The sequence below is a fragment of the Paenibacillus sp. GYB006 genome (genome assembly GCF_036577645.1).
GTDB lineage: Bacteria > Bacillota > Bacilli > Paenibacillales > Paenibacillaceae > Paenibacillus.
In genome coordinates this window covers 23,649-46,579 of sequence record NZ_JARBDA010000011.1, presented here as the reverse complement: position 1 = coordinate 46,579, position 22,931 = coordinate 23,649, and the positions used below count along the sequence as shown (strand labels likewise).

Genomic DNA, 22,931 nt, shown 5'->3' with positions numbered 1-22,931 from the left:
TATAAAAATTAGATATATTTCTAATTCTCATTGTGCAGAATGACTAAAAACTAAAAACGTTTTCGTGAGGGAGTATGAAACGATGCTCTACTTTTGACGCTGTTTATGCTGATCTCGATAGGCAGAAGGAGAAATCCCCATATACTTTTTAAATTTTGTATGGAAGTAATCTACGTTAGCATAACCGATTTGATCCGATACTTGATGAACTTTTTGCCCTTCTTCAAGAAGTGACTTTGCTTTCTCCATACGAACCTTATCTAAGAACACATTAAAAGACTCACCCGTATAATTTTTGAACAATTTTCCCAAATAGCTGCTATTGTAATTAAAAACTTCAGCAAGAACCTCCAGCTTGAGGTGATCCCCCGGGTTCCTTTTAATAAAATCAATCATCTGTTTGATTACGGTATCTTTACTATTTACACCAAGCTGCTGAATCAGTTCCGAAAATTGAAGTTGCAACGTATCCAAAAGCGCAACGAACGTTGGCTGCTGATATAATGCCGATAACATAGCTGTATGTTCCGTCGCAATGAGTTTCGTCTCGGAATTTACTAGAGAAAGTTTGTTCAAAGCAACCGCAGCAATTTTAGTAATCATATTCTTAATCTCATGTTCCGTGTAGTCCTCCGTCAACACCCACTGCTGGAATTGATCCAGGACACGCGATAATAAATCTTTACTTCGTATGTCTAAAGCATAGTAAAGTGTATCCGTGATTTTATTTTCGTCTAGTCCTTGCAATTCTTCTTCTCTCTCTTTGATAGGCATACTTAGCCCATAACCTTCATTTCTCATCAAAACCGTTTGTTCGGTAAAAAAGAACCGCTCCTCAAGTAGGTGTACAGCTTCATCATACGATGTCTTTATTTCTTCCATATGTAATACACCCGTCCCAGCAGCGATATATACAGGGCTTGAAAACCTTTTAAGAGTCATAATCGTTTCATTATAAAAGCGATGCCGTTCATCACTAGTAAGCAGAGGTGAATTAAGCAAACAGCCAATGTACTTTCCCGCTGTAAAAACAATCCCACTCTTCGATGAAGCAAGCAGGTCTGTCATTTCCTTCTTTATTTCTGCACTCATGTGAGTAGAAGACTCATTAAATACTTCAATAAGGACTACCTGATAGGAAGGCCAGTATAAATCATATTTTTTCAGATCTTCCGCTGACCACACCTGTCCACCGTGCAGTATAGACTCAATTACATGTTCACGATAAAAAAAATCTTCATTTGTATTGCGCTGCTTTACACTTTGTTCTTTATCTAGACGTGCTTTAATACGCTCCAGTTCTTCCACCATTTCTTCTTCATCTACCGGTTTTAATAAGTAGCCGCCTACACCAAAACTGATCGCTTTTTTGGCATAATCAAAATCTGCATGTCCACTTAAAATAAGAAATTGACCCTTTTTCCCTTCACTGCGGAGGTGTTCAATAACTTCAAGTCCAGTAAGACCTGGCATCCGGATGTCTAGGATCGTAAGGTCCGGGTTCAACTGATGATGCTTTTCAATAGCTTCTCTTCCGTTAGAAGCAGTATCGATCACCGTATAGCCCTCTTCTTCCCAGTTAATAATCGTTTTGAGCCCTTCTCTAATCATAGGTTCATCATCAACTATTAATACGCTATACATTATTTGCTGCCTCCTTTAGGAACCGTAAAATGAACTTTTGTACCTTTACCGGACTCACTGGATATGATCAGACCATGCTTTTCCCCATAGGACAAGGTTAGACGCTGATGAACATTCCGCAGACCAATTCTACTTTTCTCTTGTTCATCAGAGCCTGTTATCGACGTGACTACTTCCTTCAGCCGTTCTGGGCGAATACCCGCTCCATTATCTCGCACTGTAAAATGGACAAGGTCATTATCTTCATATAGAGAGACCTCTACTCTAACCCCATCTTCTTGATTTTCGAGACCGTGCACAATCGCATTTTCTACAAGCGGCTGAATAATAAGCGGCGGTATTTTTTCTTTCTCTATTCCTTCCTGGATGGTAAGTTCAAAATCAAGACGGTCTTCATAACGAAACTTTTGAATTTGCAAATAAGATCGAACGATTTCCATTTCTGCTTTAATGGTTGTTTTACCACTACCAATTTCCAGATTTTTACGGATGAGTTTACCTAGTAAACGCACAATGTTTGCAATCTCTGCTTCGCCTTTAATATGCGCTTTCATTCGAATAGACTCTAGTGCATTAAATAAAAAATGAGGATTGATTTGACTAGCCATCATTTTAAGCTTAATTTCCTTTTGTGCGATCGCAAGTCGGTTGTTCTGCTCACTTGTCTCCACGACTTGTTCCATAAGCCCATTAATGCTGGATACCATGTGATTAAACTGTCTAGATAATTGACCAATCTCATCATTACCATCTACTTGCGATACGACCTTTAAATCTCCTAGTGCTAATCGATTAAGCTGCCTGCTGAGACGCAGTAAACGATTGGTCGTAAGCAGCGATATAACGTATACAAGAGCCATCGCGACAAAAAGCACAAGAATAATAAACAACATCCCAATTAGACTGATTTGCTTCGCGTTGGTTACTATACTTTCCTTCGAAAAAATAGAAACGATTTGAAACCCATTCATACTCGAAGATGGGGTCATTTCATCGACAATAATATTCGAAGGTTCATCATACACGTTTGCTTCGATAAGCCCTTTCTTTTGAGATCGAAGATCAACCCCCATATGAAGGAACTCAAAAGTAGACCCTACAAGTTTCGTATCTTTTGCAGCGACAATATACCCCTGACTGTCTACAATCATGGTATTAAAAGGTTCCTGGCTCAGCATATTATTGAGTACATCACGGTTAATGAGAACCATGAGCACGCCTCGTCTCTGATATTCAGGAAATTGAACGCCTCGCACAAGACTCAGTGTATCTGCCGGATAGTCTTCTGAATTCGGAATAAAGAACCAACCAATACTCGTTGATTCCATTGCTTTCTGAAACCAAGGAGCATTCTCTATCTGAGTATCAACGGGTATAAATTCATAATTATTAACTAAGGTTGAGTTAAAAGAGAAAAAACGAATCCCATATAATTCTCTATATTGCTGTATATAGTCGTTAAACAAGGTAAAAGAGCGATAACTTCGCGTCAGCTCCAGCATATTTTCAAACTTCGTGTTCGCAATTTCTTTTATCTCGCTATTAAACAAAAGCAGATTAGAAATATCCATAGGTACTCGAAGCAGCGTCATGGTCTGATTTTTGATACGCTCTACATTGTTTTCTGCCTGCTGTATTGCCTGATCCATCGCCTGCTGTCTGAAATAGTAGGTCACCCCTACACCAATGATGAGTACGGGAATCATGACGACAAGCACATAGCTGATAACAAGCTTATGTTTAAGCTTCATATCATTCGTACGCCGTACAATCTTTGACAGCAATCTACACACCCCTGATCTATATAAGCGCTTACACATCTATACTACTTATTTTATCATAAATTGTAATGTTCAGATTGTCATTATCGACAAATAAATACAGTTTTCATTAGTTCTTACAGGACAAACTATGGAGTACTATATATTGATGAGTACGGAATTTCTCTGATTGCTAATTTACCGATGGGGAAGGGGGACAAGCAATGGATATTTTTTCATCCATTATAATGGGAATTGTGGAAGGGCTGACTGAGTTTCTTCCTGTTTCCTCGACGGGTCATATGATCATCACAGCTCACTTGCTCGGACTCTCTACGGATCAAGAAAATGTCAAAACGTTCGAAGTTGTTGTCCAGCTCGGAGCTGTACTTGCTGTCGTCGTTCTTTACTGGAGAACCTTTGTCGGTTTTTTCACCGTCAAACCTGGTGATCGTGTGATGCCTCGTCTGAACCTGCTTCACATCTTTCTAGCGATGCTGCCTGCTTCTATTACTGCGGTACTGTTTCGTGATGTAATAAAACAATATTTATTTGGTCCCACTACTGTAGTCTACAGCCTCATTGCCGGGGGAGTGCTTATGATTGCAGCAGAGAAATGGCACAGGAAACCGATAGCACAAACCGTAGATGATATCACCTACAAGCAAGCATTTATGATTGGACTGTTTCAAATTTTAGCACTTTGGCCAGGGTTCTCTCGTTCCGGTTCCACGATCTCAGGCGGACTTCTTGCAAGAGTCAGTCATACAGCTGCGGCTGAATTCACTTTTCTTGTCTCCGTGCCTATTATGTTTGGGGCTACCGCCCTCGATCTATGGAAAAGTGCAGACATTTTGTCCGTAAAAGATATCCCTTATTTTGCAATCGGGCTTCTGACTTCTTTCTGTGTCGGTATGCTGGCGATTAAAACATTCCTTTCCCTTTTAAAAAAATGGAAACTTTCCACCTTTGCTTATTACCGGTTTGGCCTTGCCCTTGTTCTTTTGTTTATCATCTTATAAAAATAGGAGCCTCTCCTTTTGCTGCTGATATCAGCCCAAGGAAAAGCTCCTTTTTCATTGTTCATCATCCTGCATTACTGTTTGGATTCCAAAGTCTCTAAGTAATCAGAGATTTGGGTTGGTGTTTTCGCCCATTTACTGTGCAAATGTGCGATTTTCTCCCCGTCTTTGAACACAAGCAAGCTTGGAATACCGCGGACCTGATTTTGTTCTGCAATCGTCAGGAATTTCTCAGCATCCAGAGCAAAAAATTGCTTATCTTGATGCTTGTCTATTACGTCACCGATAAAGCGGTCTAGATTTTTACAGTCTGGGCACCAGTTCGTGTCAAATTTAATGACTGTCAGACGGTCACCGTTAATTAACTCTTGATACTGTTCTTCACTTTGAATTCGTTCCACGTCTTTTCCTCTTTTCTTTACCTATAGGATCTTATTATAAATGCTGGGTATATTGATTAGCTCTAGTCAATCTTCTAAGCTTATCTTTTTCTTTATCCGTTAGCGGCTCTGTCATGGAAGCCCCGATATTACTAAGCAATTGTTCCCTGGAGCTAGCTCCAGGAATAACAGTAGCAACAGCAGGGTGTGAGAGCGCATACCGAATTGCTAGCTGTGACATACTCCGTTCTTCCGTAACAAATGCTGCTAATTTCTCGCGAATCTCTTTAATTTGCTCGGGTGTGTATTCAAGATACCCTTTTAGAGCTTTATCATCTCTACCGTCTGCCAGTGCACCGCCAGCCACCGGCCCTCTCGCTATGACACTTACCCCATGTTCATGAAGAGAAGGAAACACCTCTTCCTCTCCGCGACGATCCAGCAAACTATATTGGTTCATTACACTAACGATCGAAGAATGCTGGGTATATTCCCGAATCACATTCGGACGTATCGACGAAATTCCATAATAACGAATGAATCCGGCTTGCTTTAATTCCTCAAAGGCCTCAATTGTTTCCTCTATATGATCTTCTATCGTACCGCCATGCAGTTGATAAAGATCAATGTAGTCGGTCTGAAGCCTGCGTAAACTATCTTTTACAGCTTCTTTAATATGCTGTTTACTTGGGTCCCAGCGGAGTCCCTCTTGACCGGTCAGACGCCTGTTTCCTACTTTTGTAGCGATGATCACATCTTGTCTGCGCCCTTTAAGAGCCTTCCCCACCAGTTCTTCATTACGTCCATCATCGTAAATATCAGCCGTATCCAGGAAATTAACACCATGAGCAATCGCTTCATGTATAAGCGGGATCGCTACCTTCTCATCTATTCCTAGTGACATGCATCCGAGTCCAATTTCACTTACCATTAAATCAGATGAACCAAGCCTATTCATTTTCACTTGTGAGACCTCCTTCCAATTATAGAAATAAAGATAAGATGACAATATTAGTATTGTAGCATGAAGAATAAAGAACACAAAAATACGCAGAGGGTAGAAGGTAAACCTTCCTTTACCTGTACCCTATGCGCATCCATCATCAACTATTAGTTTTTTTAATTATTCTTCAAATGCAGCACTTACTTCTTTTACCATTTCAGATACAGAAGCAAGGCCTCCACCGGACAAGTACCAGTAGTTTGCATCTAGATAAACAATGTGACCTTCTTTATATGCTTTTGTATTCTTCACCAAGCTGTTTTCAACTAAATCTTGAGCAGAAGAAGCTTTTTCGTCAGATGTGATAACACCGCGGTCTACAACAAACAGGTAGTCTGGATCTTTCTCTACAATGTATTCAAACGATACGCTTTGACCATGTGTTGAAACTTCAATCGCTTCATCTACTGGTGTAAAACCAAACACATCATGAATAATTCCAAAACGGGAACCTGCACCGTACGCACTGATTTTACCTTCATTAGCAAGGATGATCAGGGCATTTTTACCGCTTGCTGTTACTTTTTCATTTAGCACCTTAATTTCATCTTCGACTTTGGCAATCTCTGTATTTACTTCTTCTGTTTTGTTAAAAATCTGTCCAAGAACTTGCATGTTTTCTTTGTAAGAATCCATGTAGCGAGTTGTATCTACTCCAAGATAAATGGTTTTTCCGATTTTGCTGAGTTCTTCGTAAGAATCAGATTGACGTCCAGAGATAATGATCAGGTCAGGATTAATTTCCGCGATTTTTTCGAAATCCGGTTCTTTCAAGCTTCCTACATTCGCATATTTGGAATCATTATATTTTTCTAGGTATGGAGGAATGTTCGCTTGTGGAACCCCTGTTACTTCAATGCCCAATTTATCGAGGGAATCCAGAATCCCCATATCGAATACGACTACTTTTTCAGGATTCGTCTCAAGTGTGGTTTCACCCAGTTTATGGGCAATCGTTACTTCCGATTGTTGTGCTTGTTCTGCTGTTCCATTACTGCCAGCCGCTGCGTTCGTCTCAGCGCCGCCTTCTGCTTCTTTGGAGTCAGTGCCGCAAGCTGCCAGTACTACCGTAAGCATCATAACCATAACCAGTGTGAAAATAGAAGATAACTTGAATTTTTTCATTAGAATCACCTCTTATATTATTTGGTTAATAATGAACAAAAAATCTTTTTAAAACTCGAAAGGGATAGGAAACCCTGCTTTTCTTCCTAAGCACGAATGACTTTACCGGAAGTACACGCAGATTTTGTTCCCATCAATGATCTGGACAGGTATATCCATCTCATAGATTTCTTTCAGCACCACAGGATCAATAATTTCATCCGTCGTACCTTCTTTTACGATCTGGCCATCCTTTAGTGCTACGATGTAATCGGAGTAACAGGATGCAAAATTGATATCATGGATAACAATGACAACCGTCTTGCCCAGTTCATCTGCAAGCTTCCGCAGTACTTTCATGATCTGAACTGAATGTTTCATATCCAGATTATTCAGCGGCTCATCTAGCAAAATATAATCTGTATTTTGGGCGATAACCATGGCGATAAAGGCTCTTTGGCTCTGGCCTCCGCTCAGCTGATCCAAAAATTTGTGCTGCATATCCTGAAGTTCCATGTACTCGATTGCCTCATCAACAAATGCCCAATCTTCTTTGGTTAGCTTGCCTTGAGAATAAGGAAACCGGCCGAAACTAACCAAATCACGTATTGTTAATCTTACATTTATGTGGTTGGATTGCTTGAGAATTGCTATTTTCTTTGCAAGATCTCCACTTTTAGAGTTGCTTACATCCATTCCATCAATGAAGATTTCACCGTGATCTTTGCTTATGAGCCTACTTACCATAGACAACAAGGTACTTTTTCCCGCACCGTTAGGCCCGATAAAAGAAGTAATTTTCCCTTTTTTGATGTTGGTAGTTACATTCTCCACCACATACTTGTTACCGTATAGTTTGGATACCTCTTTCACATCTATCACGATTTATTCTCCTTAAGTAGCAGATAAATAAAGTAAACCCCGCCGATAAAATTAATGATGACACTCAGTGTAGTTGAAAAAGTAAAGACTCGCTCAACAATCATCTGACCGCCTACGAGCGCACTAATACTGATTAGCATCGCTGCTGGAATCATTACTTTGTGCTGATAAGTCTTAAACATTTGATAAGTTACATTGACGACAAGAAGTCCTAGGAAAGTAATAGGTCCAACAAGTGCTGTAGAGATGGATACGAGGATCACGACAATGATCAGCATCCGGCGCACAACCAGATTATAGGGAACTCCAAGATTAACGGCATGTTCCCGCCCTAGCGACATAACATCCATATACTTACTGAATCTTGTGAAATAAACACCAATTGCGGCAAAGGCAATAATCGATACAATGACAAGATCTGTATTCACGTTATTAAAGCTTGCGAACATGCGATCCTGCACAATTAAAAACTCATTCGGATCCATAATAACCTGCATAAAGGTCGACATACTCTGGAATAACGTTCCCATGACTAAACCGATGAGAAGCAAGAAGAATAAGTTTCTTCCTTCACGTTTGAACAGCAGTTTATACAAGACCCCTGCAAACATCACCATAAGACCTACCGAAATAATAAAATTCATGTTCTTGCTAAGGGAAGATACTTGTGCTGATCCGTACATAAAAATAATAAAGGTTTGGATAAGCATATAAAGTGAATCAAGCCCGAGCACACTTGGTGTTAAAATCCGATTATTCGTGACGGTCTGGAATATCATGGATGAGAACGCGATGGCGCTTCCTGTTATCACAATAGCGAGAATCTTCATGGCTCTTCTAGGAAGAACATAACGCCAACTACTGCCTAGATCGACAAAGACAAAGATTCCAATAAGAGCAACAGCAAGAGCAGCGAGAAGTGTAATCTTAGTCTTGTTATTCATAGGCCTTTCTCCTCATCAGCAAGAAAATAAAGATGATACTGCCGAGCACGCCAACCGTTAAACCGATCGGTATCTCATATGGGTATATAATGATCCGTCCCAGGATGTCGCAGATCAATACGAAAATTGCACCCACTAAAGCAGTGTGAGAGAGACTTTTCTTAAGGTTATCACCCATATACATACTCACGATGTTAGGAATGATCAGACCAAGAAAAGGGATCATACCTGCCGTCAAAATAACGACAGAGGTAACCATCGCAACGATGATAAGACCGATATTGACAATCCACTTATAGTTAAGTCCGAGATTGACAGCGAATTCCTCTCCCATACCGGCTACCGTAAACTTGTTCGCATAAAAGTAAGCGAGAATGACAAGCGGTATACTGATATAGATGAGCTCATATTGGCCAGAGATGATCATGGAGAAATCTCCTTGCAGCCAAGAGGAAATATTTTGGATCAGATCGTGTTTGTATGCAAAAAAGGTAGTGATCGAACCGACAATATTACCAAACATGATTCCCACGAGTGGAATAAAAATCGTATCTCTGAATTTAACTCTCTCTAGAATCTTGGTAAATATAAATGTCCCTGCCAGTGCAAATGCAAAAGCAACCAGCATCTTCACTAACGGAGGAGCAGTAGCGAACAGCAACATAGACACCAAAATGCCAAGTTTAGCTGAATCTTCTGTTCCCGCTGTGGTTGGAGAGACAAATTTGTTTCGTGTAATCTGTTGCATAATAAGTCCGCATATACTCATGCTGATCCCAGCAATGAGTAGACTTACAAGCCTCGGTAATCGGCTTTCCAGTAAAATCTGCTTCTGAATCTCATCTAAGTTCAGTAAATGCCAAGGCTGGATATCCTTTACTCCGATAAAAACGGAAAGAAGGGATAAGATGATAAGTAAAATAAATAAGTATCGCTTCTTCATAACCGTTCCTTCCTCTTCTCCGTTTATTCAGGAGGATAGGGTTACTACTTGCATCTGAAAAAAACGGATGAATCATTATGTAGGAAACTCTGGTATTAATTGTCTCAGATAATGATATTCATTATCAATTGGACACAAGATTCATTGTATCATTCCATTCTCATCTGTCAATGCTATTACGCAAAAAATTTGAGTGATAAAAAAAGCGGAGAAACTAGATTAGCTAGTTTCTCCGCCGTCATAACGAATCCTATTATGAATAGACCATTTCTTCCTATCTTCTTAGGCCAATATCTTACTTATTAATAAGTTGACCTGCATAAGCTTGAACATTCAGTGGAGCTGTCAGATATTTAGGAGCTTTGGCTACAAAAGCCTGGAAATGAGCACTCGAATTATGAAAAGCTACAGCATCCTGATCTTTCCATTCCTCGATCATTAGATAGGTGTTCTCTTGCTCTGTATCTTTAAAAAGCTTGTATGAAACATTGCCTTCTTCAGCGCGTGAAGACTCTACTAATTCATTTACTGCTTCAAGAAACTCAGACTCTACAGCATGGTTCACTTTCATTTCCGCATGAATAATAATCATAGGTATCCTCCTCACTTCCACTGTGCAACACGGTCTATTGGCAGACGAGTTGTCTTACGTGCTTCTTTAGCTGCTTTACCGATGGAAATCAGCATTACAGGTACATAACGTTCTTTATCCATTCCAAATGCTTCTGCAATTCGGGATTTATCGTAACCACCGATTGGGTTTGTGTCATATCCATGAGCACGAGCAGAAAGCATGAGCTGCATGGAAACCAATCCGCAGTCGATTACGATCATTTCGCGGAATGCCCCTGCTGAAATACGACCAAACAGATCTGTGTAGTTCGCCATAATCTGTTCTTTCACCTCTTGGGGAAGAAACCCACGTTCTACTGCACTGCTCATAATATCATCGGCATTGTCAAATGCGTTCATATCTCCAAATACAGCAATGACTGCAGAGGAAGTTTTCACTTGGTGCAAGTTTCCTGGTGCCAGCTCTTCCAGTGTTGCTTTACCTTCTGGGCTGTCAATAACTAGGAATCTCCACGGTTGAAGGTTAACGGAAGATGGGGCGAGTGTTGCTTCCTCCAAAATTTCTGTCATTTCTTCACGGCTGATTTTAACCGAAGGGTCGTACACTCGCACTGAACGGCGGGAGGAAATTACTTCGTTATAATCTTTAATTACTGTATTTACAGTCATGGTTATAAGCTCCTTTTATCTATATCATTTATTCGTCTTTCTGGGATCTTTCATTTGGTGGATCTGGTTGTTCAGCTTCTGTAATGTTTCAATAAACTGAAGGCGCTCTGCTTCCGTGAGATCAGATTGCAGTTCCTCCATAAATCGATCTTTTTCCGCTTTAAAAGCCGCTACTTTGTTTTTTCCTTCTTCCGTCAGCTGAACTAACGTAATCCGGTTATCGTTCTCGCTTCTCGTGCGGAGTAGTATCCCTTCCGCTTCCAGTTGCTGAACGTGACGCGTCACTGCAGCAGGATCAATTGATACTGCCTTCTGTAATTCCGATTGGCTGATTTCTCCACCCGTCAGTTTACATAAAAGTTCAAGCCGATTAGGACTTACACCCGCACAGCGTTCAAACCGGGTAGCGATGTGCTTATTAAGATGCATAAGCAAATACAATAGGTCTTCCGTACGACATGTAGAAATAATAAAGACCTCCTTCAAATCATTGACTCATCAATGGTTGATGGGTCAATCATATCCCTTATTTTCTTAAAATGCAAGTTTTTTTTGCAAAAAAAACCGAAATGTCTCTATGAAAAGAGACATTCCGGCCTTTTATACATCCATATTTCTTAGACATTATAGAGACTGAATACAACTACTCGGTCTTAATAATAAGGTGCCATCATAAGATACACAATTACACCTGTAAAGCTTACGTAAAGCCAAATAGGCATCGTCCATCGCGCAATCTTCCGGTGTTTTTCTACCTGCATTGTCCAGCCCCACACGAGTGAGAAAAGAGCAAGCGGCACAATGACAGCAGCTAAAAAGCTATGCGTGATCAAAATGGTAAAGTACACAGGACGAATAAATCCTTCTCCCCCAAACTTTGATGTCTCCGGAGAAATGTAATGGAAGGTAAGATAGGTTACTAGAAATAACAATGTAGAAGCAAATGCTGCAATTACAAATCGTTTATGAATCTTAACATTTTTCTTTAGAATAGCAATGAGTGCTGCTAGCAAAAAGATAAACGTAAAACTGTTGAGTACTGCGTTAATCCGTGGAAGTATTGTATAATCAAAATGCACTTCCCCGTTATAACCTACTGGCGCAAAAAAGAGCAGCAATATAATAACATTGGCAATCAATGAAAAACTAATAATGATTCCCGCAAAATTCTTCTTCGTCGTCGGGACGTAGTCACTCTCTTTCATACCTTTGCTCATAACGAACGTTATCCTCCTCTATAGGTAAATCCTTACTTCAATTATAAACTTCATAATAGGGAATTGTTAAGTGACAACACTCTGAACTTTATTCAGGGTATTTTTGTGATGGGATTCTTCTCCGTACTTAAAACACAAACCTATTCATTATACGAAAGGTTTTGATTCTAGGAATGGATACGAATTCCCCTTCCCATTTGATATAAAAAAATGTACAATAAAAACAGTAACGTAAAACACAACACAATTACATATATTGTTCACAGGAGGAGTCTGGCACACAAGGCCCCCTTCTGTCTATTTTCAGGCGTATTTATGGGGATCTTGCGTAAATAGGCTTTTTTTGTGTGTAAACATAAAAACTTCCTCACTGGCGGACAATATAAACCTACTTCGAAAGGGGAACAACGATGGATTTTATATTTATTTTACACCTCGTGCTCATTCTTATTTTCACCAAAATTGCAGGTCATCTATCGGTCAAATTAGGACAGCCTTCCGTCCTTGGTGAATTAATTGCAGGGGTTATTCTGGGACCGGCGATCCTTGGCTGGGTTCAACAAACTTCGTTTATCCATGAATTCTCAGAAATCGGCGTACTTGTTCTTATGTTTATTGCTGGTCTCGAAACTGACTTGGATCAGCTTCGTCAGAACTGGAAGGCTGCTTTAGCTGTTGCCGTAGGCGGGGTTATTTTACCTTTCTTCGGGGGATATGGAGCAGCACTGAGCTTCGGTATGGAGAATCATCACGCCCTATTCTTCGGCCTTCTATTCTGTGCTACTTCCGTAAGTATCTCTGTACAAACGCTAAAAGAAATGAACCAACTAAGTTCAAAAGAGGGTACCACCATTCTGGGAGCCGCTGTTGTTGATGATATTCTCGTTGTCATCTTGCTGGCAATAATGATGAGTGTTCTCGGAACAAGTGGAGAAAGCGTAAGTATTGGTAGTCTTATTGGAAAGAAAGTGCTCTTCTTTGGAGTCATCATTGCCGCGTCCATCTGGGTAGTACCTCTAGTGATGAAATGGTTCGCCAAACTGAAAGTAACAGAAACTGTGATTTCTGGCGGAGTCATTATTGCACTCGCCTTTTCCTATTTTGCTGAATGGATGGGTATAGCAGGTATTATTGGTGCATTTGCCGCAGGGATTGCTATTTCACAAACCGAATTTAAGCACACGGTTGAAAGCAAGCTTGAACCGATCGCTTACAGTTTGTTTGTTCCTGTATTCTTTGTAAGTATTGGACTAAATGTCGACTTTGAAGGCGTCGGATCTCAGATTGGATTCATTATCGTAATTAGTATCGTTGCTATTTTGACGAAACTGCTAGGCGGAGCCTTAGGTGCGCGTTTGACTGGATTTAATGGACGTTCGTCTTTTTCCATCGGAGCTGGTATGATTTCTCGGGGAGAAGTCGCTCTGATCATCGCAGGTACAGGTCTTGCAGCAGGTCTGCTTGATCCTGAATATTACACCTCACTCATCATTATGGTCATTGTCACAACCCTGGTAACACCACCGCTTCTTAAAATCATGTTCTCTAATAAAAAGGAAGTTAAGTTAGAGAACAACCGTTAATTAAATATAAATAAACAGGCTTATACATCACAGTAAATAAGGATGTATAAGCCTGTTTTTAATTTTTATATGGGTTATTGCCTGGTATCCTGTATCATCATCTTACGTATATAAGAGTAATATAACGTCATTATTCGTCCATATATTGTTCGTACTCCGTATTCAGTCTTGTTTCTTTGCAATGGACTGAACCGCAAGATGAGTAGAAAATCTGGACACGGTCTGTCTCCTGCACACCGAGCTCACTATAACAGTCCCGACACAAAATCACACCCAGCGGATTAGAGCTCTTGTATTTCTCCACCTAAGTAAACCTCCTCTTTGTTCATTTCTTCTCTTCATATATAGTAAGCGTTATCAATTTTTATGACTCTCCTGTGATAAAAAAAATGCCCAGCAGAAACTGCCAGACATTTGTTATGAGGATCATTTTTTTATTTATCAGGTAAATTGCAAGAATCATCCGTACATAAAGCAGCATCACTGCCTCCGATAACCTTCAGTGGCTGAGATTCAGACCAAGCCTGCGTTAATGCATCTGCAAACACTTGAGGTGGCTGAGCACCCGAAATACCATATTTACGGTCAATTACAAAGAAAGGAACACCTTGAATCCCAAGCTCAGCACCTTGCTTCTCATCTCTGCGTACTTCCTCAGCAAAGGTCGATTCTTCCAGAATCTTCTCTACCTGTTTGGTATTCATTCCAACTTCTCCAGCAAGACGAATGAGTACTTCCCTGCTGCCAATATGTTCACCTTTTTCAAAATAAGCGGAGAAAAGTAATTCTGTCATTTCACTCGCTTTCCCCTGCTCTGCAGCATAATGAGTTAAACGGTGCGCATCAAACGAATTGGTTGGTTTAATAACGTCAAAATTATAGTTCAGTCCAACCGTACGCGCTTGCGCTACGACATTTTCTGTCATTGATTTTGCCTCTTGAGCAGACATTCCGTACTTTTTCGCAAGACTGTCGTAAGTTGTCTGATCTGTATCGCGTGATTCGTTTGGATTCAGTTCATAACTACGATAAACGACTTCAACCTGATCTTTATGAGGAAACGACTCCAAAGCTTCTTCAAAGCGACGTTTTCCAATATAGCAAAATGGACACATATAGTCCGACCAAATTTCGATTTTCATTTTATACCCTCCCAAAAATATTGTTACTTACTTATTGTAACTCGTTTAGGTGATCATATCATATATCCTTTCTATAAATCCACAAAAAACCTATTTTCATTAGTTTCACTTCGTGGATAACACAACTTATCCCTTTCATGTTTCAGATGGGAGAATATAGTTGCTATAGAATGATAGTTAACCATAATCAATAACAGTAAATTAATGGTATAAAATAAAAATGCATCCTGCTTTGTAAGTAAACTCTCCACACTGACCGATAATAACTTAGATTTCATATTATAGAAGGAGGATTTACTCTCTTATGTCGTCATATTACGCTTATGTAAGAAACTCTATTTTCATTTTATTCACGTCTTTATTCCTGTCATTATTACTTCCTGCCTCACTTTCTTTTCAGATCTCTCATACGGAGGCTGCTCCAGCACCTATTCAGGAAGTTCAATTGACTTATCCCGCCTCTTCCATAACATTAACGATGGATAAACGTCTGCCTTTAACAGCTAAGTTAAAACAATCAGAGGAAGTGCGGGTTGCCTATTCTTCAGGAAATACTAAAATTGCCCGGGTTAATTCAAACGGAGTCATTATTCCAATCTCTAAGGGTACGACCAACATCAAAGTGACGGTTACTACTCCCGGTTATAAAGGAACACTCTCTTTACCTGTGTCCATTAAGAAAAGCACCTCCTCTGCAAAACCGGTATATGCTGCCAAGAAAGTGAAAGCCGCAGGCAAAACATTTACGGTACAGACGGTTACTTTACCAAAAGGAATGCCTGTCACTGCTGGACTAGCTAATGGAAAGGTTGGTGCTACACAGTCCTTATCCTCTATAGTAAGTAAGTATCAAGCGCAGGCTGGCATAAACGGAACTTACTTTGAAGCTTACGGCGGCGTACCTGACCCGTATGGGATGATCATCAGTGACGGAATTATCGAACATATTGGCAACAGCGGTACTTCGATTGGGTTTAAATGGGACGGAACTGCAGCAATGGATACGCTGCGCGTAAGACTTCGCGGGACCGTAAAAGAGGACCAGGGACGTTCGCAGAATTGGTATGTCTATTTTGTTAACCGTACTCCGACAAAAGGAAAAACTTCTGCGGTATTATATACGCCAAAACGTGGAACAAACGTTGGATTTGCCTACGGAACAGCTGTAACAGTTCGGAATGATAAGGTCATGAAAGTAGCCAAAAATTCGAATGCCTCTATTCCTAAAGATGGCTATGTACTGGTATTTACCGGCACAGAAGAGAAAATGGCAGAGAAGTTTAAGGTAGGTTCCTATGTTGACTACAATATAACGTTCAATAACGCTGCAGGAAAGAAAATCGAATGGGATGACGTTCATACAGCCATCGGAGCAGGACCGAGACTCGTAACGAACGGTAAACTTAGCGTTAATCCGACCAGTGAAGGATTCAGCAGTTCCAAAATTCTAACTGACAGCGGTGCTCGCAGCGCAATAGCTATTAAGAAAGATGGCTCACTGATGCTTGCCACCGTATCTGGAGCAACCATGAAGCAGTGGGGAAGTATTATGCTTAAGCTTGGTGCATATCAGGCCATGAATATGGACGGTGGCGCTTCGTCTGGACTTTATGTTAGTGGAAAAGCAATTACTTCCCCCGGCAGACTGATTAGCAATGGACTGGTTTTTGGGAATTCTCTAGTGTGGTAACATTCTGAAATCAACCAAAGTAAGCCTCTTACCATGATGGTAGGAGGCTTACCTCTATCTATACAGGGAGCCGTTTCATTCGTTTTTTATTTAGGGCGCTCTAGTGAAAACATCGGACCCAGCTTCGAGTAATGATTCCCTGCAAGGCGGCTAACCGGCTGAAGTTCGTTCGCATCAATTCGGCCATGATCGATTAAGGAATCAGCAACATGAAAACGAACAACCCGGCCGATGATTAAATCGCAGGAAGGAGCACTCTCTGTTCCTCCTAAGGGATAAGCTGCTTCAAGTACACACTCCATACGAAATTTTGCCTCTTTTACTCCAGGAACTTGTATTAGGTCACTTGGAACCACAGTTAGTCCGGCCTTTTCAATCTCACTTTCGGAAGGAGGTAAACTCTCCGCAGTCTGATTAATCTTATCGACATTCATCTCGTCGGTTATATGAACGACAAACGCCTTCTGGTACATTGCATGACGTGCAGTGTCCTTCGGATGTCCATTTTTCCGCTGCACCGAGATCGAGATCATTGGAGGATCGGCGGTTACGATATTAAAATAGCTAAAAGGAGCTCCATTGATCGTTCCCTCTTCCGATAAAGTTGTCACAAAAGCAACCGGTCTCGGAATAATACTTCCTGTAAGAAGCTTATAATTTTCTCTTTCTGTTTGAGTAAGAGGATCAATCGTTCGCATAGACATGCCCATTTGAAAATCAGCTCCTTTTCTACTTACATCTGATCCTGTTCCAGCACACGAACAACAATGGGGATAAGATTCTGTTCAAGCGCAGGGCGCTTATTCTCATACCATTCTGGCAGCATTAAACTCTCACCCAGCTCTGCCTCAGGTTCATCCACAGTAAATCCAGGAGGATCTGTAGCAATCTCGAACAGAATTCCTCCTTGTTCCCGGAAATACAACGCTTTAAAGTAATTCCGATCCTTTACAGGGGTTAGCTCAAATCCGTCTGCTTTTACGGCAGCACTCCAGCGGAGATGATCTGCTTCATCCGCTGCTCTCCAGGCAATATGATGAACAATCCCGGTACCGTTTCTCCCCGGTGCTATCTGTGTTTTGCTTACATCAATCAAATTGCCTAAATTTCCTGTTGAGCGGAAACGAACAGCACCCTTATCTTCACCTACTTTGGTCAATCCGAGTGTATTCTCGAGAGTCATCATTGTTTTCTCTGGATCTGTGCTATACAGCAAAGCCCCGCCGAATCCTTTAATTGCTTTCTCAGGAGGTACTCCGCCAAAGGTCCACTGGCTTGCAGGTCCTTCTTCTCTCTCTACAAGTTCAAGCTGTAGTCCATCGACATCTCGAAACTGTACATAACTTTCAGAAAAACGTTCTACCATGGTATATGAAATACCAAATTTATTCAATCGTTTCTTCCAGAACTCAAGTGAACCGACAGGCACTGCATACGTTGTCCAGCCGACCTGTCCTCCGCCTATTGTTCCTTTACGTCCCATAGGGAACGGGAAGAAAGTGATAACCGTGCCCGGGCTCCCTTGTTCATTACCAAAATAAAGATGATAGACATCCGGAGCATCAAAGTTAATTGTCTTTTTTACAAGTCGTAATCCTAGAACCCCTGCGTAGAAATCTACGTTTTTCTGAGCGTCCGATACGAAAGCTGTTATATGATGAATTCCTGCCGTTTGTTGTCTCATCTTGTTCACCTCTTCTAATATAGTAAGTTAATCCTATTTATTCGTTTTACTGAATCAAAGCATCAATAGAGTAAGCTCCTGCCCCTGTAAAAGCGACACCGATCAGCACTGCCATGAGAATGACATTAAGCTCAACACCATTTGCTGTTGCCCAAAAACCATTGGGTCCATGCACCTTGACCATGGCTACAATCATCGTAAGTGCAAGCAGTACAGCGAAAACTGGAGTGAAGAGTCCTGCTGCAAAAGCAATCCCGCCTACGAATTCAACAAGTCCTGCCATTACAGCTGCAGCCACACCTGGTTTAATTCCAATGGACTCCATCCATCCCCCTGTACCTTTCGGTCCATAACCGCCAAACCAGCCAAATAATTTCTGTGCTCCATGTGCTGCAAAAATAAGTCCTACCACCAAGCGAATAATTAGCAATCCTGTTCCTACCATTTGTAATTCCCCTTTTCTTTGTTCGTTTATGTGTTTGAAATATATTCATCAACGGTTAGTTTAGAATCATTTATCTTTAATTTAAGATATTTACGTAAAAAAAATAGATTCTTCTTCCTGTTGATTGTTACTTTGATCAAAATCACCAGTACAGTGATCTACAAGTTTAACACCGGCTTTTGCTATTCTCTTATGTAATCGTATGAGTAGCTAGGTGTTCTGAGCCGATAAACCAAGTTTCTTTAGCAAATCAATTACCTCCACCTTTTCTTCATCAGTCAGTCCGGTCATTGTGGATTCGATTACTTTCTGGTGTGCTGGAAAGATTTCATGAAACATTCTATTTCCCTGTTCCGTAATCTCCGCGTAGGTTACCCGGCGGTCAGACGGACAAGCAATCCTTCTAAGAAGCCCTTTGTTCTCAAGCTTATCCGCAGTATAGGTAATGCCACCGCTCGTAATCAGCAGCTTCTCGCCCATTTGCTGCATAGGAATTTTTCCTTTATGGTACAAAAGTTCTAACATCGCAAATTCAGTCTCAGATAATCCATGTCTCTTCATATCCCTTACTGCTTGTTCCATAATTACCCTGTAAGCCTTGGAGAGAATAACGAACAATTTCAATGATAATGAGTCATTATTCATTACGTTCATCCCTCTCTCGTAATTTATCTTAAATTTAAGATATTATTAATATACATCCTTCTTATCTAAAATGCAACCTTCTTTTTTTCACAAAAGAAATAAGCCGAATCCTCCCAAAGAAAACAGGAAAGGAATCGACCCATTTTTATTTTGATACGACATTTACATGCTCTATATCTTCGCCTCTATGAAGCAAATCCTCCGTGTTTAGAAAAAGCAGAAGTTCTTCATTAAATTTAGCCTGCTCGTCAAACATCATGGCATGACCGCTTTCTTCAAACATGATCAGTCTGGAACCAGCAATTGCTTCACTTGTAAGTTTAGCCAGATTCGGTTCACAGATTTTGTCCTTTGCTCCATGAAAAATAACGGTCGGCACCTTGATTTTAGACAAGTCCGAACGCAAATCTTCTTCCCGTAAAGACAAAGCTGCCTTAACTGTTCCATGGTGCGAAGCTTGTAAACAAAGAGATTGGAGCCAAATCATCATACCTGCTTTTGTTTTGGTTTTTGTAAATTGAAGTCCTAATTTAGTCAGCATCTTCGGCCGATCTTCAAAAGCAGCAACAATCATCTGTTCGGTGAACTCCTCAGGATCCATTCCATAATCAAAATCATCTCGTTTCGTAAATACCGGTGCTGCTGCTCCTGCCAATACGAGACTTTTAATCCCATGTCCGTTATGCCGGGCCATATATCTTATCGCAACCGCGCCCCCCATGGAGAAGCCAAACAATGTAGCACATGTAACTCCGAGCTCATCAATAACCGTCCTTACATCATCGGCAAGCCGATCGTAGGAATAGCTCTCCCATGGGGCATCGGACTTACCAAATCCACGAAAATCAATACCAATACAACGATATCCATTAGCGGGCAAACGAGAAAATTGATATTCAAACATTTTATGATTAGCAGGCCATCCATGAAGGAAAATAACAGGAGTCCCTTCCCCTATATCTTCCACGTAAATTTTTACGTTTTCTTCGACTTGTATATAGCGTCCCATCGTTTCTCCTCCTAACAGGAATAAATAAACTCCGATCCTTTTTACTGATATGACTTTCCCTTATCATCACGTAGTTTCTGAGCTAACCTTGTGAGTATATTTAACCTTGGTCTGATGAATCCAAACGCAGCAGGTAACAAAGGAAAGAAGCAATCCTGTATAGGCTTAGGAACGGAGAAACCGATAAGCATCCGGTGAAATTCCGGAAAAAGTCTGTATCGTACCATGGTGCTGATCGTCTCTTCCAACTAAAGCAGGGCGTTTACGGAACTCGCTTGGTGAACATCCCACTTTTTCTTTAAAACATTTATGAAAATAAGAGTACGTACCAAATCCGCAGGAGTATGCAATACTTTCTAGACTTGCTTCTGTATACTGAATCCGCTCGATAGCGTGAGACAGACGGATCTCACCAGCGTACCCGATGATTGTATAACCGGTTACTTCTTTAAATAGATGCACAGCTCTCGATACACTCAGTCCAGCATGATGAGCCACTTCTTCCACCCGGAGAGGACGAAGTGCATGATCATTAATATATTGCTTCATCTTGACAACCAGTTCATTACTCCGAACGGAATCCTGCCCTTGCTTCTGACCAGTGACCCATGTTACCTGATCCATCGTTAGTAGTAACGTACATAACAAGTGACCTATGATCTCCTGGTTGTTCTGACTTACACGGTGCTGTTCGATGGACAACTGCTGCCATAGATACAAAAGATGATCATCTAATGGAATTCGCTTTAGCGTATCGCGCTCATGTCTTCTCCACCATTCGTCCATCCAGCTTCCGTCACACAATAAAAAGTAGTCTCCACTTTCCGTATCCTCCCCCTCTTTTCCTACCCTTAAATGATAAGGTTCCCCTGGAGGATACATGAGAAGATCTCCGGGTGAAACTTGTTTCATTTCTCCATGAACTAGAGCTTTTGCAAAGCCCAGCACCTGAAGCCGAATTAAATAGAATGGCGGTGGATTATAAGATGTTTTAAAAGGACGATTATGTAAAGAATAAGAACAAGCATGTAATCTTATATCCATCGTAAAATCCACCCTTTAGCCAAATAGTTGAGGTTTTCAGTTAAATACCGTATATATTATTATTGTCTTTTTCAAGTATACTATAACGCGATTGACTATCTAATTCTAAACAACATAGAGGAGTAACTTATTATCATGATAAAAAGACTCACTGAACTATTTTCTATTCCTTCTTATGCCCTGCTCTTTTTGTGTATGCTGCTGCAGGGAATGGCTATCTCACTCAGTGCACCCTTTCTATCGATTTATTTTACAGAGCAACTCGGTGTATCTGTAGGCGTATTTGGTGTTTTTCTTGCTGTCACTTTAATTGCCGGGATCTGGGTCAGCATACTTATTGGGAAACGTTCTGACCTCGGTTTGAATCGGAAACATATCTATATCGTCTCCACCCTCTGTAATGCCTTGGCTTTTAGTGGATACTTGCTCATTAAAGATTTTACCATCCTGTTCATATATATGACCGTGTTCACAGCCCTTGGTGCACCAGGTATGCCCCAATTGTTTGCGATTGCTAGAGAAGCAGTAACGAAGAGCCAGTCTACCGATCATTCATTTGCTAATTCTACCTTACGTTCTGCCTTCTCACTTGGTTTTATTACAGGTCCATTATTCGGTACCCTGCTTCTAGAAGTTGTTGGTTTTAGTGGCATTTTCTCAGGGACGATCGGCATTTTTCTTCTTGTCGCTTTTCTCGTCTTTACATTCCTGAAATCAAATGTTGAACTAAAGACCAGCGGCACAGGAAGTACGGCACAAAGTATACGACTGCATCAAAATCGGACGATCTTGTTCCCTTTTCTTATCCTGACACTGCTTTATATAGCTCACTGGATGAGCAGCCTAAATACGGCTCTCTTTATTACTAACAATCTAGGCGGGACAACAACAGATGTCGGTCTTGTCAGCAGTATTTGTGCTGCACTGGAAATTCCTTTTATGATTATGCTTGGTCTCCTAGGCTCAAAATATAGTAACCGTATCCTGATGTTGTATGGGGCTATTCTCGGAGGAGCTTATTATCTCGTTGTCGTCATCTCAGGTGAGATGTGGCAAATGCTTGCTGCACAGTTACTCCTTGCTTTCTTTGTTGCGGTTATCTCTGCCATCGGCATCAGCTATATGCAGGATCTGCTTCCAAGCATGCCTGGATACGCATCAACACTCTACTCCAATTCATCTACAATTGGCAGACTGGTGGGCAGCCTTGTTGGCGGGGGAGTAGCCAGTATTGTAGGGTACCGTTATTCATTCTTGCTCTGTTTTGTACTCGTTATTGCTGCCGCTATTATGCTTGTGGTGAGCGAACGACACTCGAAAAATGGGACACAGGAATTAGCGGTATAAAATTCCGTCTCCACTATAAACTTTCCGATAACTCGCTCATTCTCTTTTAGGAGAGGATGGGCTTTTTTATGTAAAAATTTATACATTTAACTTCTTATAACAGAGATTTTAGAATATAATTAAATAATTGAAATAGATAGTTATTTAACAATTTATTTTAATAACTAAATCAATTTTATAATACCTTTAGTTATGAAATGG

24 protein-coding genes are annotated in these 22,931 nt (G+C 40.8%); 4 read left to right on the top strand and 20 right to left on the bottom strand.

What is annotated here, in order from left to right:
• Positions 1 to 87 precede the first annotated feature (87 nt).
• A complete protein-coding gene (locus PV403_RS19370; protein WP_332085669.1) occupies positions 88 to 1,644 on the bottom strand; it encodes a response regulator transcription factor in 1,557 nt (518 codons plus the stop codon).
• On the bottom strand, positions 1,644 to 3,437 hold the full coding sequence (locus PV403_RS19365) for a cache domain-containing sensor histidine kinase (protein WP_442951779.1): 1,794 nt from the start codon (positions 3,435 to 3,437) through the stop codon (positions 1,644 to 1,646). Before PV403_RS19365 ends, PV403_RS19370 begins: the two co-directional genes overlap by 1 nt.
• A gap of 191 nt (positions 3,438 to 3,628) precedes the next feature.
• Between PV403_RS19365 and PV403_RS19360 the strand changes: the two genes are divergently transcribed.
• On the top strand, positions 3,629 to 4,426 hold the full coding sequence (locus tag PV403_RS19360; protein ID WP_332085668.1) for an undecaprenyl-diphosphate phosphatase: 798 nt from the start codon (positions 3,629 to 3,631) through the stop codon (positions 4,424 to 4,426).
• A 74-nt stretch (positions 4,427 to 4,500) separates the two neighbouring features.
• On the opposite strand, the gene PV403_RS19355 is transcribed toward PV403_RS19360, so the two are convergent.
• The 10 genes from PV403_RS19355 to PV403_RS19310 all read right to left on the bottom strand — a co-directional run bounded on the left by PV403_RS19355 (position 4,501) and on the right by PV403_RS19310 (position 12,141).
• Positions 4,501 to 4,827 carry a thioredoxin family protein gene (locus tag PV403_RS19355; protein WP_213534730.1) on the bottom strand — a complete coding sequence of 109 codons (327 nt, stop codon included), beginning with the start codon at positions 4,825 to 4,827 and terminating at the stop codon, positions 4,501 to 4,503.
• A 34-nt stretch (positions 4,828 to 4,861) separates the two neighbouring features.
• Positions 4,862 to 5,770, bottom strand: a complete 909-nt coding sequence (locus PV403_RS19350) for an aldo/keto reductase (protein WP_213534732.1) — start codon at positions 5,768 to 5,770, stop codon at positions 4,862 to 4,864.
• 159 nt (positions 5,771 to 5,929) lie between these two features.
• Positions 5,930 to 6,934, bottom strand: a complete 1,005-nt coding sequence (locus PV403_RS19345; protein WP_332085667.1) for a siderophore ABC transporter substrate-binding protein — start codon at positions 6,932 to 6,934, stop codon at positions 5,930 to 5,932.
• 102 nt (positions 6,935 to 7,036) lie between these two features.
• Positions 7,037 to 7,795: an iron ABC transporter ATP-binding protein gene (locus PV403_RS19340; RefSeq protein ID WP_213534736.1), complete on the bottom strand. Its 759-nt coding sequence runs from the start codon at positions 7,793 to 7,795 to the stop codon at positions 7,037 to 7,039.
• Positions 7,792 to 8,739, bottom strand: coding sequence for an iron chelate uptake ABC transporter family permease subunit (locus PV403_RS19335; protein ID WP_213534737.1), 948 nt, complete (start codon positions 8,737 to 8,739; stop codon positions 7,792 to 7,794). The genes PV403_RS19340 and PV403_RS19335 overlap by 4 nt, the downstream gene beginning before the upstream one ends.
• On the bottom strand, positions 8,732 to 9,682 hold the full coding sequence (locus tag PV403_RS19330; RefSeq protein WP_213534739.1) for an ABC transporter permease: 951 nt from the start codon (positions 9,680 to 9,682) through the stop codon (positions 8,732 to 8,734). Before PV403_RS19330 ends, PV403_RS19335 begins: the two co-directional genes overlap by 8 nt.
• A 295-nt stretch (positions 9,683 to 9,977) precedes the next feature.
• Complete coding sequence (locus tag PV403_RS19325; protein WP_332085666.1) at positions 9,978 to 10,274, bottom strand: putative quinol monooxygenase; 297 nt, start codon at positions 10,272 to 10,274, stop codon at positions 9,978 to 9,980.
• 11 nt (positions 10,275 to 10,285) lie between these two features.
• Positions 10,286 to 10,924 (bottom strand): nitroreductase family protein, encoded by a 639-nt coding sequence (locus PV403_RS19320; protein ID WP_191803931.1) that lies wholly within the window; start codon positions 10,922 to 10,924, stop codon positions 10,286 to 10,288.
• A gap of 24 nt (positions 10,925 to 10,948) precedes the next feature.
• Complete coding sequence (locus tag PV403_RS19315) at positions 10,949 to 11,410, bottom strand: MarR family winged helix-turn-helix transcriptional regulator (RefSeq protein WP_332085665.1); 462 nt, start codon at positions 11,408 to 11,410, stop codon at positions 10,949 to 10,951.
• 167 nt (positions 11,411 to 11,577) lie between these two features.
• The gene (locus PV403_RS19310; RefSeq protein WP_213534744.1) at positions 11,578 to 12,141 is read right to left on the bottom strand and encodes a DUF420 domain-containing protein; all 564 of its coding nucleotides are present in this window, start codon (positions 12,139 to 12,141) and stop codon (positions 11,578 to 11,580) included.
• A gap of 410 nt (positions 12,142 to 12,551) precedes the next feature.
• On the opposite strand from PV403_RS19310, the gene PV403_RS19305 reads away from it, so the two are divergent.
• The gene (locus PV403_RS19305; protein ID WP_332085664.1) at positions 12,552 to 13,724 is read left to right on the top strand and encodes a cation:proton antiporter; all 1,173 of its coding nucleotides are present in this window, start codon (positions 12,552 to 12,554) and stop codon (positions 13,722 to 13,724) included.
• A gap of 130 nt (positions 13,725 to 13,854) precedes the next feature.
• Here PV403_RS19305 and PV403_RS19300 read toward each other — a convergent pair whose 3' ends face one another.
• Both PV403_RS19300 and PV403_RS19295 read right to left on the bottom strand, forming a co-directional pair.
• Entirely contained in the window at positions 13,855 to 14,028 is a 174-nt protein-coding gene (locus PV403_RS19300; protein WP_160035697.1) for a GapA-binding peptide SR1P, read from the bottom strand.
• Positions 14,029 to 14,158: 130 nt separating this feature from the next.
• Positions 14,159 to 14,866: a DsbA family oxidoreductase gene (locus tag PV403_RS19295; RefSeq protein WP_332085663.1), complete on the bottom strand. Its 708-nt coding sequence runs from the start codon at positions 14,864 to 14,866 to the stop codon at positions 14,159 to 14,161.
• Positions 14,867 to 15,170: 304 nt separating this feature from the next.
• Here PV403_RS19295 and PV403_RS19290 point away from each other — a divergent pair, with 304 nt between their 5' ends.
• The gene (locus tag PV403_RS19290) at positions 15,171 to 16,556 is read left to right on the top strand and encodes a phosphodiester glycosidase family protein (protein ID WP_332085662.1); all 1,386 of its coding nucleotides are present in this window, start codon (positions 15,171 to 15,173) and stop codon (positions 16,554 to 16,556) included.
• Between the two features lie 86 nt (positions 16,557 to 16,642).
• Here the strand turns inward: PV403_RS19290 and PV403_RS19285 are convergent, their stop codons facing one another.
• From PV403_RS19285 to PV403_RS19260, 6 genes are all read right to left on the bottom strand, one after another.
• Positions 16,643 to 17,254, bottom strand: coding sequence for a flavin reductase family protein (locus PV403_RS19285; RefSeq protein ID WP_213534795.1), 612 nt, complete (start codon positions 17,252 to 17,254; stop codon positions 16,643 to 16,645).
• 35 nt (positions 17,255 to 17,289) lie between these two features.
• Positions 17,290 to 18,240, bottom strand: a complete 951-nt coding sequence (locus tag PV403_RS19280; protein ID WP_332085661.1) for a ring-cleaving dioxygenase — start codon at positions 18,238 to 18,240, stop codon at positions 17,290 to 17,292.
• Between the two features lie 46 nt (positions 18,241 to 18,286).
• Positions 18,287 to 18,685 (bottom strand): DoxX family protein, encoded by a 399-nt coding sequence (locus PV403_RS19275; protein ID WP_332085660.1) that lies wholly within the window; start codon positions 18,683 to 18,685, stop codon positions 18,287 to 18,289.
• A gap of 210 nt (positions 18,686 to 18,895) precedes the next feature.
• Entirely contained in the window at positions 18,896 to 19,330 is a 435-nt protein-coding gene (locus tag PV403_RS19270) for a MarR family winged helix-turn-helix transcriptional regulator (protein ID WP_332085659.1), read from the bottom strand.
• Between the two features lie 145 nt (positions 19,331 to 19,475).
• Positions 19,476 to 20,339 (bottom strand): alpha/beta fold hydrolase, encoded by an 864-nt coding sequence (locus tag PV403_RS19265; protein ID WP_332085658.1) that lies wholly within the window; start codon positions 20,337 to 20,339, stop codon positions 19,476 to 19,478.
• 165 nt (positions 20,340 to 20,504) lie between these two features.
• Positions 20,505 to 21,383 carry a helix-turn-helix transcriptional regulator gene (locus tag PV403_RS19260; RefSeq protein ID WP_213534756.1) on the bottom strand — a complete coding sequence of 293 codons (879 nt, stop codon included), beginning with the start codon at positions 21,381 to 21,383 and terminating at the stop codon, positions 20,505 to 20,507.
• Positions 21,384 to 21,518: 135 nt separating this feature from the next.
• Here PV403_RS19260 and PV403_RS19255 point away from each other — a divergent pair, with 135 nt between their 5' ends.
• Positions 21,519 to 22,730, top strand: coding sequence for a sugar efflux transporter (locus PV403_RS19255; RefSeq protein ID WP_332085657.1), 1,212 nt, complete (start codon positions 21,519 to 21,521; stop codon positions 22,728 to 22,730).
• Positions 22,731 to 22,931 lie beyond the last annotated feature (201 nt).